This is a genomic window from Robertmurraya sp. FSL R5-0851 (genome assembly GCF_038002965.1).
Taxonomy (GTDB): domain Bacteria; phylum Bacillota; class Bacilli; order Bacillales; family Cytobacillaceae; genus Robertmurraya_A; species Robertmurraya_A beringensis.
The window spans coordinates 3,985,833-4,000,668 of record NZ_JBBOOE010000001.1 but is presented as its reverse complement, the minus strand read 5'-3'; the positions used below and the strand labels follow the sequence as shown (position 1 = coordinate 4,000,668).

At 41.1% G+C, this 14,836-nt stretch carries 12 protein-coding genes; all 12 read left to right on the top strand.

Annotation, left to right across the window (positions count from 1 at the left end; translation table 11 throughout):
• Nucleotides 1-14 precede the first annotated feature (14 nt).
• The 12 genes from MKX65_RS20515 (at nt 15) to MKX65_RS20460 (ending at nt 14,197) form a co-directional block, all read left to right on the top strand.
• The gene (locus tag MKX65_RS20515; RefSeq protein WP_340905334.1) at nt 15-764 is read left to right on the top strand and encodes an SIS domain-containing protein; all 750 of its coding nucleotides are present in this window, start codon (nt 15-17) and stop codon (nt 762-764) included.
• 33 nt (nt 765-797) lie between these two features.
• The gene (nagE, locus tag MKX65_RS20510) at nt 798-2,243 is read left to right on the top strand and encodes an N-acetylglucosamine-specific PTS transporter subunit IIBC (RefSeq protein WP_340906345.1); all 1,446 of its coding nucleotides are present in this window, start codon (nt 798-800) and stop codon (nt 2,241-2,243) included.
• Between the two features lie 194 nt (nt 2,244-2,437).
• A complete protein-coding gene (locus tag MKX65_RS20505; RefSeq protein ID WP_340905333.1) occupies nt 2,438-3,637 on the top strand; it encodes an MFS transporter in 1,200 nt (399 codons plus the stop codon).
• Between the two features lie 252 nt (nt 3,638-3,889).
• Nucleotides 3,890-4,609: a UTRA domain-containing protein gene (locus tag MKX65_RS20500; RefSeq protein ID WP_160549561.1), complete on the top strand. Its 720-nt coding sequence runs from the start codon at nt 3,890-3,892 to the stop codon at nt 4,607-4,609.
• A gap of 22 nt (nt 4,610-4,631) precedes the next feature.
• Nucleotides 4,632-5,594: a 2-hydroxyacid dehydrogenase gene (locus MKX65_RS20495; RefSeq protein ID WP_340905331.1), complete on the top strand. Its 963-nt coding sequence runs from the start codon at nt 4,632-4,634 to the stop codon at nt 5,592-5,594.
• A 38-nt stretch (nt 5,595-5,632) separates the two neighbouring features.
• Nucleotides 5,633-6,883, top strand: a complete 1,251-nt coding sequence (locus MKX65_RS20490; RefSeq protein ID WP_340905329.1) for a sugar efflux transporter — start codon at nt 5,633-5,635, stop codon at nt 6,881-6,883.
• A gap of 179 nt (nt 6,884-7,062) precedes the next feature.
• Nucleotides 7,063-8,382, top strand: coding sequence for an MFS transporter (locus MKX65_RS20485; protein WP_340905328.1), 1,320 nt, complete (start codon nt 7,063-7,065; stop codon nt 8,380-8,382).
• A gap of 120 nt (nt 8,383-8,502) precedes the next feature.
• Nucleotides 8,503-8,871, top strand: coding sequence for an ArsR/SmtB family transcription factor (locus tag MKX65_RS20480; RefSeq protein WP_340905327.1), 369 nt, complete (start codon nt 8,503-8,505; stop codon nt 8,869-8,871).
• Nucleotides 8,864-11,002, top strand: a complete 2,139-nt coding sequence (locus MKX65_RS20475) for a heavy metal translocating P-type ATPase (protein WP_340905325.1) — start codon at nt 8,864-8,866, stop codon at nt 11,000-11,002. The genes MKX65_RS20480 and MKX65_RS20475 overlap by 8 nt, the downstream gene beginning before the upstream one ends.
• 126 nt (nt 11,003-11,128) lie before the next feature.
• A complete protein-coding gene (locus MKX65_RS20470; RefSeq protein ID WP_160546313.1) occupies nt 11,129-11,461 on the top strand; it encodes a metal-sensing transcriptional repressor in 333 nt (110 codons plus the stop codon).
• A gap of 13 nt (nt 11,462-11,474) precedes the next feature.
• Complete coding sequence (gene copZ / locus MKX65_RS20465) at nt 11,475-11,681, top strand: copper chaperone CopZ (RefSeq protein WP_160546330.1); 207 nt, start codon at nt 11,475-11,477, stop codon at nt 11,679-11,681.
• Nucleotides 11,682-11,779: 98 nt separating this feature from the next.
• Nucleotides 11,780-14,197, top strand: coding sequence for a heavy metal translocating P-type ATPase (locus MKX65_RS20460; RefSeq protein ID WP_340905324.1), 2,418 nt, complete (start codon nt 11,780-11,782; stop codon nt 14,195-14,197).
• Nucleotides 14,198-14,836: the final 639 nt, after the last annotated feature.

The following is a 14,836-nucleotide window of genomic DNA, read 5'->3' as shown; positions in this document are numbered from 1 at the left end:
GGAGGTGGGAGAACATGATGAAAGAGTATTTTCAAAAATTGAGAGACTTACTCGATGAGGTCGAAAATGAGGAACAGGGGAAAATGAGGGAAGCGGCTCATGAGATTGTTCGTTGTATACAAAATGGTGGCATCATTCATGTGTTCGGTTCTGGACACTCCCATATGCTCGCAGAAGAGCTCTTTTACCGTGCTGGTGGACTCGCACCGATCAGTCCGATTCTCATAGAGGATTTGATGTTGCATAGAGGAGCGGTTGAATCATCCAACCTTGAAAAAAAGAGTGGTCTAGCAAAAGAACATCTATCTTCTAGCAATATTCTAGCAGGTGATATCGTCATTGTGGCTTCTACTTCTGGAAGAAATCCCGTTCCGATTGAAGTGGCTGAAATTGCCAGAGAGAGGGGCGCGTATGTCATTGCAATTACTTCCCCTCGTTATGCGGAAACACAAGCTTCTAGGCATGAAAGTGGAAAGTACTTGTTTGAGATGGCTCATTTGATTATTGATAATCACATAGAGATTGGAGACACCCTTTTGCAGCATCCTAAGAGTGCAAGTGGGTTTAGCTCCGGTTCTTCTATTATCGGTATGACGATCGTGAATGCGATCATGGCTGAAACCATTCAGCTGATGCTTGAAGAGGGGAAAGAACCACCCGTGTTTTTGAGCAATAATGCCAACAATGCGGGTTCCCATAATCAACAATTAGTTGATCGCTACAAAGAAAGAATCCCTATGTTAGTAACAAACTTATATAAATAACTTTTTGAGGAGAAAGAGGAGGGAAACGAAATGGTGATGAAGTATTTACAAAAAATTGGTCGTTCACTTATGCTTCCTGTGGCCGTTTTACCAGCAGCAGCCATTCTGATGGGGATTGGTTATTGGATAGATCCATCTGGCTGGGGAGCAGGTAGTCCAGTCGCGGCGTTCCTGATTAAAGCAGGAGGATCCATTATTGATAATATGGCGATTCTCTTCGCGGTCGGAGTTGCCCTAGGAATGTCCAAGGATAAAGATGGATCTGCAGCCCTAAGTGGTCTCGTTGCGTATTTGGTGGTTACCACCTTACTTTCAACGAACGCTGTAGCAATGCTTCAAGGGATTGATCCAGAAGATGTAAATGCGGCATTTGGAAAAATTGGCAATCAATTTATTGGTATTTTATCAGGGTTAGTCGCAGCATTCGCATACAATCGTTTTAGTCATGTAAAGCTGCCAGATGCCCTTGCCTTTTTTAGTGGAAAACGTCTCGTACCAATTATGACGGCTGTGTCTATGTTAGTGGTATCATTAGTTCTTTTCTTTGCATGGCCAGTTATATTCACTGGATTGGTTTCATTTGGTACAGCATTCAGTAAGCTTGATTTTATCGGAGCAGGGTTGTATGGATTCTTTAACCGTTTATTAATTCCAACAGGGTTACACCACGCACTCAATTCTGTATTCTGGTTTGATGTAGCTGGCATTAACGATATCGGTAACTTCTGGTCTGGAAATGGAACAAAAGGAACAACAGGTATGTACCAAGCTGGTTTCTTCCCTGTCATGATGTTTGGTTTACCGGCAGCAGCACTTGCCATGTATCATTCAGCAAAAACGGCTCGTAAAAAGCAAGTGGCTTCCTTAATGCTTGCGGCAGGATTTGCTTCATTCTTTACGGGGGTAACAGAACCGTTAGAATTTGCCTTCATGTTCGTGGCACCCATGTTATATGTCGTTCACGCCGTGTTAACAGGAATTTCTTTAGCAGTGGCAGCCTTTTTCCACTGGACAGCTGGATTTGGCTTTAGTGCAGGTTTCGTAGACTTTGTTTTAAGTTCAAGATTGCCACTCGCTAACCAACCATATATGCTTCTTGTGCAAGGTTTATTATTTGCCGTTATTTATTATTTCTTGTTCCGTTTCCTAATTAAAAAGTTCAATTTAATGACTCCTGGTCGTGAAGAAGAAACAGAGGAATCAGGAGAAGCTGCTTCAACTGGTCGTGACAAGTTCGCACAAATGGCAGCTGTGATTTATGAAGGTTTAGGTGGAGATGTTAACGTCACGTCTGTAGACAATTGCGTCACTCGTCTCCGCGTAGAGGTAAAGGATATGGGAGCTGTTGACCAAGCGAAAATCAAATCAACTGGCATTCCAGGAATCAATATTGTTGGGCAAAACAGTATTCAGGTCATCGTCGGAACACAAGTGCAGTTTGTTGCTGATGAGGTCGAAAAAATTCGTAAGAACAAGTAATTGGTAAACTAACTTAAATAAATATGCTTTTGAAAACTGTAAACAGCGCGAATGTTTACAGTTTTTTTGGTTAAATTTTAGTAAAGTAGGTTTTTATCGTACATCTTAAAGAATGTTTGGTGGTATACTTAGGTGTATTTGAGGCGAGTGATAAAAGGTTTACCTATTTCTCGCAGGGGGATGGAGGTGCGCACGTGAGCGCAGAACAAAGGAAAAAATTAATTGTCCTTATGATTAATATGTTTATAGCCATTGGGAGCTTCGGTATTATAATCCCGATTTTACCTGCATATTTGCAATCGATTGGACAGGGAGGAACAGCAGCCGGTCTAATGATAGCGATTTTTGCTGGAGCACAGCTTATTTTCTCACCGATTGCCGGAAAATGGACGGATCAATACGGTCGAAGAAAAATGATTATTTATGGACTAGTAGGATTAACGGCATCAATGTTTATTTTTTATGCTGTTGACACCATTTGGTGGTTATATTTTTCACGGGTAATTGGTGGAATTGGGGCAGCCCTCCTTGTACCTGCTATATTTGCTTATGTGGCAGACATTACAACGATGGAGCAGCGTGCCAAAGGAAACAGTTTGATCTCAGCTGCTATGTCACTTGGAATTGTAATTGGACCGGGGATCGGTGGCTTTTTAACAGATTACGGATTAAAAGTACCGTTCCTAATCTCAGCGATTGTTTCGCTAGTAGCAGTTATATTTTCAATCATTGTTTTAAAAGAAAGCCAACAGGAACAAGCAGAAGGAGTTCATTATGATGATGAGTCGATGGTGAAGAAGCTTGTTCGATCAGTGAAAATGCCTTATTTTATTCCTTTAGTGATTACCCTTGTAATGAGCTTTGGGTTAATGGCTTATGAATCCGTACTAGGATTGTTTGTTGATAATGAGTTCGGTGCTACTCCTCAAGAAATTGCCTTGATGATAACAGCGACAGGAATCATCAGTACCATTGTTCAATTGTTTGTGGTTGATCGATTAGTGGTAAACCTTGGGGAAGAGAAAGTCCTAAATATCTTTTTAGGAGTTGCTACAGTAGGATTTCTGTTATCCATCTTTGCTTCAAGTTATGTGCTGTTCTTTGGTATTACTTTAATCATTTTCTTAGCAACATCTATTCTACGCCCTGTGTTAAACACCCTTATTTCAAAGCTTGCTGGACATGAACAAGGTTTTGCCATGGGGATGAACAATGCGTATATGAGTATCGGGAATATTCTTGGGCCAACGCTTGCTGGGCTACTTTATGATGTGAATATCATTTATCCATTTGTATTAGGGTTAATATTATTATTGTTCACATTGATGACCACAATGATTTGGGTGAAACGCTCACCGAAACAACCGAAACTGGGTACACCTGAAAAGGTTTAAAACCATGAGGTATTAAATTAAGATTTCAACTCGCTTCCCTGTTGGTGATGCGAGTTTTTTCGTGTTTTAAAACAGATAATGAAAGTGATTAGGAAAGTGGAAATAAGTGAACGATGAAGAAGTACTTCTTCTAAGAATAATTGTATATACATTTATCGGTATATGTTTATAATTATAGTGATAGAGGTAAAGGTGGTCGCATGGGCCATTTTTTCTAGGAAACATGTAAGAGAAGATATGGCGGTGAACAGAATGATTAAATATCAACAAATATCAGATGAAATGAGAAAAAGACTGTTAGATGAATATTATCCAACCGATCAGCCGATTCCTGATGAGATATCGTTAGCTAAACAGTTCGGTTGCAGCCGGATGACGATGAAACGAGCGTTAGATATTTTAGTAATGGAAGGGTATTTATATAGAAAGCGTGGTCACGGGACATTTATCGTTAAGTCAGCTATTCAAAAAAATAAAGTGAATGTTGTTGGAAATGACACGCTAGGATTGTCGCATTTGTTAAAAGGAAAAGGGCAAGAGATTAAAAGTAAGGTATTACAATTTGAGGTGAAGTTTCCGACACAAGAAATCGCGTCTCACCTTTCCATTGATTTAGATACACCCATATATGATATTATCCGTCTTAGGATTGTGGAAAATGAACCGTACGTTATTGAGCAAACCTATATGCCAACCACTATCATCCCAGGAATCAATGAAAAAATATTACATTCATCCATATATAACTACATCACAACCACGTTAGAGCTAACCATTGCAGGTACTCATAAAAAAATAAGAGCTTGTAAACCGAATCAAATGGATCAAACTCATCTTGATTGTCGAGAAGATGATCCCATCTTAGAAGTAGAGCAGGTCGTTTATTTAAATAACGGAATGCCGTTTGAGTACTCGTTTTCAAGACATCGTTATGACAAGTTTGAATTTACAACCGTTAATATTAGACGATAGTTCTGGAAGGGAGAGACGGAAATTGAAGCCGACGGTTTATATTACAAGGAAAGTCCCTGATGAGATCATTCAAAGGATAGAAGAGCATTGCGTGATTCGAATGTGGGAGAAAGAAGATATGGCTGTACCAAGAGATGAGTTAGAAAAAGAAATACAGGAAGTAGATGGTCTATTTTGCTTGTTAACCGACAGTATTGATCACTCTCTATTGGAAAAGGCGAAAAGATTAAAGGTAATCAGTAATATGGCGGTAGGCTATAACAATATAGATATTGAAGCAGCAAAGTTAAAAGGAATTACAGTTACTAATACACCTGGAGTATTAACAGAAACAACCGCTGATTTAACATTTGCATTATTAATGGCAACCGCACGTAGATTAATAGAGTCCTCGAGGTATTTGAGTAATGGGGAGTGGCAAACATGGTCTCCTATGCAATTGACTGGTCAAGATGTGTACGGGGCAACAATAGGTATTATTGGCATGGGGAGAATTGGAGCGGCTTTGGTAAAAAGAGCACAAGGCTTTGACATGAAAATCCTCTATCATAATCGGTCTCGAAAGTTGGACTTAGAAAAAAATTTCTCCATGACGTATGTTGAATTGGATCAGTTATTAAAGGAATCTGATTATGTATGTATCATGACTCCTTATACTCCAGATACAAAGAATTTAATTGGAGCAAAAGAATTAGCTTTAATGAAAAGCAATGCCATTTTAATCAATACTGCACGCGGTGGAATTGTAAATGAGGATGCCTTGTATAGTGCTTTACAGTCAGGTCAGATTTGGGCTGCTGGATTGGATGTATTTGAGGAAGAACCCGTTGCGCTGAATCATCCGTTATTAACATTGCCAAATGTAGTGACTCTTCCTCATATAGGGAGCGCGAGCATCAAAACACGACTTCAAATGGCCCATCTAGCAACAGATAATTTATTATTAGCATTAAATAATCAAACACCGAAGCATGTAGTTGTATAAAAGTTATAGCTTCATAGTCCAACAGAAGGATTGATGATATGAAAAAAAATGTGATTACGGCAACAAAGGAAAAGGTTTTATTTATTTGGAGAATTCCATCCTTAAAAGTCCTATTCTTAATTAACACCATCCTTGGTTTTTCAACCTCCTTCTTTATTCCTTACTCATCTCTTTTCGGAATTGATGAAGTCGGAATGAGTAACGCAGCATTTGGTATTTTTATGACCGTGCTGGCGTTAGGTGGGGTAACCATCAGCAGTTCATTGGCAAAGTTATCAGATACAAAGCTTAGTCGGAGATACTTGCTGATCCTCACAACCTTCGCTGGAGTGATTGGGTATATATTATTTGCTTACTTACGAAATTATTTTGCTTTGTCTGTAACCGCCTTCTTTCTATTAGGGGCATCAGCAGCTGCTGTTCCTCAATTATGGGCATATGCAAGAGATGCTTTAAAAGAGGCTGCTATCCCAGCGGAGGATACTCCGTTTATTATGAATATCTTTCGAATGTTTTTTGCCTTGGCTTGGACAGTGGGACCTGCTCTCGGGGCATGGCTCTTAATATTGGTTGACTTCAAAGGGTTGTTTTTATTCGTAGCTGCTGGGTACTTGCTTGCTTTTCTAACAGTTGTGTTTTTATTAAAGGAAGTATCAAAACAGAAAATTGTGAACCAAGAGGCATTGTCGGTAAAAAAATCGATCATCAAACCGCATATTTTTGCCAATCTAGCTGCGGCACTATTGCTTTCGACCGCTACTTCTATTCATATGTTAAATGTACCTCAATTTGTTACGAAGGTACTTCATGGAACGGAAATGGATGTTGGTTTGATTTTTAGTGTGCCACCGATTTTTGAGGTTCCAATGATGATTGGGCTTGGTTTACTAGCTACAAGGATGGATGTTGCACTGCTTGTGAAAATTGGATTTGTTACTGCCTTTACGTATTTTCTCTTATTTAATTTTGTTACCGAGCCTTGGCAAATCTATCCCTTGCAAATCTTAAGTGCCGCACAGGTTTCCATTACGTCTGGGATTGCTATTTCGTATTTTCAGGATTTTATGCCAGAAGCACCGGGTACGGCAACGACTCTTTACATGAACACGACACAGATTGGATCTACGGTAGGGTATTTGTTGTTCGGTCTTATTTCAGAGTTCATCAATTATGACCATATGATTGCGGTCTATACTCTTTCTGCAGGCTTGGCATGTGTATTTATCGTTCTTTATGGAAAAGAAAGAAGAATTCAAACTACAGCACAAACAAATGCACCAGGTTTATAAAAAATAATGTTAATTTAAAAGAGAACGAATAGAAGAAATCTGAAAAAGTTAATGCCTGAAAGCCTGTTGCACCCATCCTAACGATCGGGGCAGCAGGCTTTTTTCATAAATAGAATGTAATGGGGAAAAGTAGGGAAAGAAACGTTGAACGCTGGAAGGGTGTATTCAAAGTGGGATTAATGGAATACAGAAAACTTGATCGTCCGTTGCAAATTCTTCTGTTAGGAGTATTGCTTGCCCACTTAGGGTCCTATCTTGTGATGCCAATGCTTCCTATTATACTAACCACTGAAACAGAACTAACCTTGGTACAAATTGGGACAATCTTAGCAACGATAGCGATTGCTTTTCAATTTGGAAGTATTACAGGAGGAGTACTTGCGGATCGAATAGGGAGACGTTTTATCATCGGCTTGGGTGCCTTGATTACGGCAGGTGGAGTGATGTGCTTTGGCATATTTTCCGATTACCTGTTTCTTCTTGGTTCGGCAGCTATCATGGGTCTTGGAAATGGATTGAATGCTCCCTCCACGAAGGCAGCGATTGCAGCATTCGCTTCTTCAAGTGGAAACCAAACAACTGCCTTTTCTCTTCGTGGGATTGCGGCCAATGTAGGGACAGGTACCAGTGGATTTGTGATTTTTTTCCTTTTAGCTGAAGCCTCAAGAACCATCTTTTTTATCGCAGCTGCTATTTATGTAGGGCTGGCTTTAGTGAGTTGGCTCTTACTTCCGAAAAATTGTGGTGACATTCCATGTCCATCACTGCCATTAGGAGCATATGGAGAAGCGATAAAGCATCGGCCATTTATCATTTTTAGTGTGGTGACCGTTCTGATATGGGCACTTTATGCACAGTTCTCACTTGCACTGCCACTACGGGCAACGGTGGTACTAGATAATCCGAAAAATATCTCTTTAATTTGGACGGTCAACAGTTTTATCGTTATCACCCTGCAAGGCTTGATCACCAAGCGGTTTATTACAAAAATGAATCCGATCTCGGCATTAGGAGTGGGCGTACTATTTGTTTCGGCAGGGATATCCATGTTATTTTTCTCAAATGGGTTTGTCCTATTTATTGTTAGTGGAGCCATCTTTGTGATTGGGGAAATGATGATTTTGCCCACGGTAGACAGTACGATTTCTCAACTTTCCAAACCAGAGCTCATCAGTTTATTTTTTGCGTTATCAAATGTGGTGTATGGATTGGGGGAAGCAGGAGGAAAAACAATAGGTGGGCGCCTGTTGGATGTAGGTGGTGTAAACAATGCCTTTCCTTCGATCGTCTTTGCGATTGCCGGACTTGTTATCTTTTTTCTAGTGATGATGTTAAAAAGGTGGGGACCGTTAACCGAGTCTTTAACAAGGGCAGCAAAGGATCCGAGAAGGCCGGAGGAGGCTCCTAGGATTTCAGCAGAACCAGCGCAGAATCGAACCCATCCGCTACACCGCTTTGAACCTGAAATCTTTTTCCGAAAAAAACCTACATCGGAATAATCGGTAGGAGGACAACGAAACTGTCCTCTTTTTTCATTATTTTTATTCTTGTCACAACTTCCATTCCATTTCATATGTTATTATATTCAAAAGAATGTTTGAATGAAATGGGGAAGTGTAATGGCGAAAGAGGATGTATGTGAGGTCACCTGTTTTGATGAGGAGAAGGTTACAAAAGTAAAAAATGAGCTTAGTATGCAAAACACGATGGAGGTCTCGAAGCTTTTTAAAGCATTAGCGGATGACACGCGTGTAAAAATTGCTTATTCGCTAAGTGTAGAAGAGGAGCTTTGCGTATGCGATGTGGCTAATATTGTTGGTTGCACCGTAGCTACTGCTTCGCATCATCTCCGTCTCCTTCGAAACCTGGGTCTTGCCACCTACCGAAAAGAAGGAAAGCTGGTTTACTATTCCTTAGACGATGAGCATGTCAAACAACTCGTTAACATTGCCTTTACTCATCAAAAGGAGGTGGCATTACGTGGATAATTCAACTGGATTGACGAATAGTAAGCAAGTGTACCGCGTTCAAGGGCTTTCCTGAGCCAGCTGTGCCAAAAAGTTCGAAACGAACGTAAAGCACCTGGATGGTGTTTTTGATGCGAATATAAACTTTGGTGCTGCCAAACTGACTGTATTTGGTGAGGCAACAGTAGAAGATATAGAAAAAGCCGGTGCATTTGACGGTATTAAGGTTCAACCTGAAAAGGCTCGTATTCAAGAAGTGAAGGAGCCTTTTTTAAAAAAATATGCAATGGTTTTGGCTTCCTTTATGCTTTTGCTTATAGGATGGATTTCTGGTGAGATTAGTGGAGAAGAATCACCTATTTCGATGGTAGCTTATGCGTCCTCCATGATCTTAGGAGGTTATCGCCTTTTCCGGACAGGATTCAAAAATCTCTTCCGCCTCGAGTTTGATATGAAAACACTCATGACCATAGCTGTTATTGGAGCTGCCATTATCGGTGAATGGGGCGAAGGGGCAACAGTTGTGATCTTGTTTGCAATTAGTGAAGTGCTTGAATCGTACTCGATGGATAAAGCTCGCCAATCGATTCGCTCACTGATGGATATTGCTCCAAAAGAAGCTATGATACGGCGTGGCACGAAAGAAATGATTGTTAATGTAGAAGACATCCAAATAAATGATGTTCTACTTGTAAAGCCAGGCCAAAAATTAGCGATGGATGGGATCATCGTAAAAGGCCTGTCATCCATCAATCAGGCAGCCATTACTGGGGAGTCTGTACCTGTTGCAAAGGGAGTAAACGATGAAGTTTACGCCGGGACCCTAAATGAAGAAGGTTTCCTTGAGGTAAAGGTAACAAAACATGTGGAAGATACGACGATTGCGAAAATCATCCATTTGGTTGAAGAAGCGCAAGCGGAAAGAGCTCCATCACAGGCATTTGTTGACCGCTTTGCAAAGTATTACACACCCATTATTATGTTATTCGCTCTTGGAGTTACAGTTGTTCCGCCGTTATTGTTCGGCGCTGAGTGGAATGAGTGGGTATATCAAGGGTTGGCTGTGTTAGTGGTTGGTTGTCCATGTGCTTTAGTTATTTCCACACCTGTTGCTATCGTAACAGCCATTGGAAATGCAGCAAAAAGAGGCGTTTTAATTAAAGGTGGTATTCATTTAGAGGAAATGGGAGCCATAAAGGCGATTGCGTTTGATAAAACCGGTACATTAACTAAGGGCATCCCGGTCGTCACCGACTATGAAACCGCTCCGAATATTCCTGCCAACGAGACTTTTGCCATTATAGCAGCACTAGAAAAGGTCTCTCAGCATCCACTTGCCACGGCTATTTTAAAAAAGGCTGATCAATGGGAATTGAATTACGACCATTTAGAACTGGAGGATTTTACATCTGTCACGGGAAAAGGGATCGTTGGGAAAATTGCTGGAACGAAGTATTATGTGGGAAGTCCAAGTTTTATTCATGAACAGTTGGAGGGTGGCTTGGCAACAGTTTTTCGTGAAAAAATTACTGTGCTCGAGGAACAAGGAAAAACAGTGATGGCTGTTAGTTCATCCCAACAGTTCCTAGCATTAGTGGCAGTGGCCGATGAGATTCGAGAAGAAACAAAATACGTGGTACAACAGCTTCACTCACTCGGACTGCAAAAGACTATTATGCTTACAGGAGACAATGAAGGTACGGCAAAGGCAATTGGACAAAAGGCAGGAGTAAACGAGGTAAAAGCGAATCTTCTTCCTCAAGAAAAGCTCTCTTTTATTAAAGAATTGCGTGCTACTTATCAGCGGGTGGCTATGGTTGGTGATGGTGTAAATGATGCACCAGCCTTAGCAGCTTCCTCCGTTGGCATTGCGATGGGAGGAGCAGGAACTGATACGGCCCTAGAAACAGCGGATATTGCGCTTATGGCTGATGATTTGAGAAAGCTTCCATTCACGGTGAAGTTAAGTAGAAAGGCATTAACTATCATTAAACAGAATATCACCTTTTCACTTGGTATCAAGCTATTGGCGTTATTACTCGTGGTTCCAGGTTGGCTAACATTATGGATTGCCATCTTTGCGGATATGGGAGCCACGCTAATTGTGACGCTGAACAGCCTTCGATTGCTGCGGGTAAAAGATGAATCATAGGGCTTCCTTATGGGGAGCCTTTTCTTATAGAATCCTGTTCAAAAATTATCCATATATTTCTTTTATTTTTAATTTACATACTATACAGGGGTATGCTATTATTAACTCATAAAAGGAGGGAGTCATATGAATCAAGATGATTCTTTGCTATATGAAGAGGAAATCTGCCATAGCAGTGATCGAAAAAGTCACCATTCAGATAAAGTGAAAGGCAATCTTGTCACACGACTAAATCGCATTGAAGGTCAAATTCGAGGGATCAAGGGATTAATTGAAAAAGACACCTATTGTGATGATGTTATTACACAAATCTCCGCCACTCAATCGGCTTTAAATAGTGTTGCGAAAATATTGCTTGAGGGTCATCTAAAGGGCTGTGTCGTAGATCGACTACAAGAAGGCGACATGGAAGTTTTAGATGAAGTATTGGTTACCATTCAAAAATTAATGAAAAAATAAGGAGTTGTTAATGATGGAAAAAGTTACATTACAAGTAGAAGGTATGTCATGTGGACACTGCGTAAAAGCAGTAGAAGGTAGTGTTGGGGAATTAGCTGGAGTATCAGCTGTAAAGGTTAATCTAGAAAATAAATCTGTTGCTGTAGAGTTTGATGCTGACAAAGTATCATTGGATACAATCAAAGAAACAATTGATGATCAAGGTTATGATGTAAAGTAAATAGAAAAGCGGAGCTAGACAAAAAGACAGCGTGCTAGAAATAGCACGTTCTCTTTTCAAAAAAAACATACCCTATATAGGTATAAGGAGTTTTTCATATGAGTGAAAAAGTACTAGAAAACCAATTTCAAATTTCCGGTATGACTTGTGCTGCATGTTCTACTCGCATTGAAAAAGGTCTGAAAAAAATGGACGGAGTTACGGATGCCAATGTAAATTTAGCTCTCGAAAAAGCGACGGTAAAGTTTGATGCCTCTGTGACAGGACCAGCTAACATTCAAGAGAAAATTCGTGCGCTTGGATATGACGTGATTACTGAAAAAGCCGAGCTAAATGTGACTGGCATGACATGTGCAGCATGTTCCACACGTATTGAAAAAGGGTTAAACAAACTTGACGGTGTCGTCGGTGCCAACGTGAACCTCGCTCTAGAAAAAGCAGCTGTTGAATACAATCCAGCGGCTGTGTCTGTTACGGATTTGATTCAAAAAATAGAAAAGCTTGGATACGGGGCAACTGTAAAATCCGACGAAAATGAAAAGGAATCAGTCGACCATCGTTTACAGGAAATCCAAAAGCAGCAAAGAAAGTTTCTCTTCTCTTTAATCTTATCTCTTCCACTTTTGTGGGCAATGGCCGGGCATTTTTCATTTACCTCCTTTTTATATGTTCCCGAAGCGTTTATGAATCCATGGGTACAAATGGCATTAGCGACACCTGTCCAATTTTTCATCGGTAAGCAGTTTTATGTGGGTGCCTATAAAGCACTTCGTAACAAAAGTGCGAACATGGATGTGCTCGTGGCACTAGGAACATCTGCTGCATATTTCTACAGTATGTATCTTGCCATTGGAACGATTGGCCACAACGGACACGGAGTCGGATTGTATTTTGAAACAAGTGCGGTATTAATCACATTAATCATATTAGGAAAATTGTTTGAAGTGAAAGCAAAAGGGCGATCCTCGGAAGCAATTAAAAAGCTCATGGGGCTTCAAGCAAAAACAGCTCTTGTTGTTCGTGATGGAGCGGAAGTAGAAATTCCGTTAGAGCAGGTAGTAGCTGGCGATGTGTTGCTGGTTAAGCCTGGGGAAAAGATTCCAGTGGATGGCGTTATTTTAGAAGGACAGTCTGCCCTTGATGAGAGCATGCTGACAGGTGAAAGTGTTCCAGTTGATAAAACAGTTGGTGATCTGGTTATTGGAGCCACTCTGAATAAAAATGGATTCTTAAAGGTGCAAGCAACGAAAGTCGGGAAGGACACAGCTCTTGCGCAAATTATTAAGGTGGTAGAAGAAGCGCAAGGATCAAAAGCGCCGATTCAACGCTTGGCGGATTCGATTTCAGGCATTTTTGTCCCTATCGTAGTCGGTATTGCCGTTCTAACCTTCCTTGTTTGGTTTTTCTGGGTCGCACCAGGGGACTTCCCAGAAGCATTAGAAAAGTTAATTGCCGTGTTAGTGATTGCTTGTCCTTGTGCACTTGGGCTCGCTACACCAACTTCAATCATGGCAGGATCCGGTCGTGCAGCAGAATACGGTATTCTTTTTAAAGGCGGAGAGCACTTAGAAATGACGCACCGTATTCAAACGGTCATTCTTGATAAAACAGGTACGATTACCAATGGAAAGCCGGTATTAACGGATGTAGTAACTACCATGAATGAAGACGAATTCTTATCTTTGGTCGGTTCGGCTGAGAAGCAATCTGAGCATCCTCTTGCGCAAGCGATTGTGGAAGGAATTAAGGAAAAAGGAAGTGCGCTCGTCGATGTGTCACAATTTGAAGCAATACCTGGTTTCGGAATTAAGGCCATGGTGGCTGAAAAAAATGTGTTAGTCGGTACACGCCGTTTGATGAAGAAATACGAAATTGATGTATCAGAATCCGTTCTCGAAAAGATGGTCTCTTTTGAGAAAGAAGGGAAAACCGCGATGCTAGTAGCGGTTGATGGTGCTTTTGCTGGTATCGTTGCCGTTGCTGATACAATTAAAGAAACGTCACGTTCAGCCATTGCACGCTTGAAGGATATGGGACTTGAAGTCATCATGATTACTGGTGACAATGAGCAAACGGCTCAAGCAATCGCAAAAGAAGCAGGAGTGGATCGCGTCATTGCTGAAGTGCTTCCAGAAGGAAAGGCTGAGGAAGTGAAAAAGTTGCAGGAAGCTGGAAAGAAAGTGGCGATGGTTGGCGATGGAATCAATGATGCTCCAGCTTTGGCAATTGCTGATATTGGTATGGCGATTGGAACAGGTACCGATGTGGCGATGGAGGCTGCGGACATTACGCTCATCAGAGGTGACTTAAACAGCATTGCAGATGCCATCTTTATGAGCAAAAAGACGATCACAAATATCAAGCAAAATCTATTTTGGGCATTCGCCTACAACACATTAGGCATTCCAATTGCCGCACTTGGCTTCTTAGCTCCATGGCTTGCTGGAGCAGCCATGGCCTTCAGCTCCGTTTCAGTTGTGTTAAATGCATTACGGTTACAGCGAATGAAGCTTTAAAAATAAAGAGTGTGTGCTCCGACAACCGTCGGGGCATTTTTATTTGGTTTGGCACTTACGGCACTTTGTGGAAGGAAGTAGAGGGTCCTCAGGTCATAAAGTAACTTTTATGACGTGTGAGGCTAAGGAAAAGGAAGGGGAGAAGTTATAAAGTGAATGTTATGACCTCTGAAGCATGAAAAAGGAAGAGCATCTGTTATAAAAAATATAAATAGTGGAGTCTAGCTTGTGATTCCCGTGAACGCAGAAATCACAAGCTAGCGGTAACCAAAGAGGCAGTTAGATTCCCATGAACGTAGAAATCACAAGCCAGCTGTAACCAAAGAGGCAGTTAGATTCCCGTGAACGCAGAAATCACAAGCTAACGGTAACCAAAGAGGCAGTTAGATTCCCGTAAACGCAGAAATCGCAAGCCAGCGGTAACCAAAGAGGCAGTTAGATTCCCATGAACGTAGAAATCACAAGCCAGCGGTAACCAAAGAGGCAGTTAGATTCCCATAAACGCAGAAATCACAAGCCAGCGGTAACCAAAGAGGCAGTTAGATTCCCATAAACGCAGAAATCACAAGCCAGCGGTAACCAAAGAGGCAGTTAGATTCCCGTGAACGCAGAAATCACAAGCCAACGGTAACCAAAGTG